Source organism: Clostridium sp. UBA5119, from assembly GCF_002414285.1.
Taxonomy (GTDB): domain Bacteria; phylum Bacillota; class Clostridia; order Clostridiales; family Clostridiaceae; genus Clostridium_J; species Clostridium_J sulfidigenes.
In genome coordinates this window covers 5,152-5,665 of the sequence record NZ_DHYX01000042.1, presented here as the reverse complement: position 1 = coordinate 5,665, position 514 = coordinate 5,152, and the positions used below count along the sequence as shown (strand labels likewise).

Annotated in this window: 1 pseudogene (cut by a window edge); it reads right to left on the bottom strand. The window is 35.4% G+C overall.

Annotated elements, in window-relative coordinates:
- Window positions 1–440: pseudogene (locus B2671_RS06175) on the bottom strand (deoxyguanosinetriphosphate triphosphohydrolase) (it extends 528 nt beyond the left edge of the window).
- Window positions 441–514: the final 74 nt, after the last annotated feature.

Here is a 514-nt window from a genome sequence, read left to right as displayed (position 1 = left end):
CCATTATTTTCTATATGTGTTAATACCCTAACACTATTTTGGTTATGGCTAAAACCATTGGTAAGTAATTCATTAAGTACTTCTTCTCCACTGTGAGCAAAGGCAACATGTCCAATATCATGACCTAGTGCTACAGCTTCTATTAAGTCTTCATTTAGCCCTATGCCTCTACCTATAGTTCTTGCAATTTGTGCCACTTCCAAGGTATGGGTAAGCCTGGTTCTATAGTGGTCGCTCCAGGTTTTAATGTATACTTGAGTCTTTCTCTTTAGCCTCCTGAAGGATTTACAGTGTATTATTCTATCTCGGTCAATCATATAGTCAGTTCTAACTTCATCTAATTCTTCACTTCTAGCCCTACCCATAGAGTTTTTAGATTTTGAGCCCTGTGGTATTATACTATACTCTTCACTCTTTTCTATGTTTTCCCTAATATTCATCATTGCACCTACCTTTATTTCTTATTGAATACCTAAAGTTATGCTTAGATGTCCAAATTTAGCTTATAAAAACT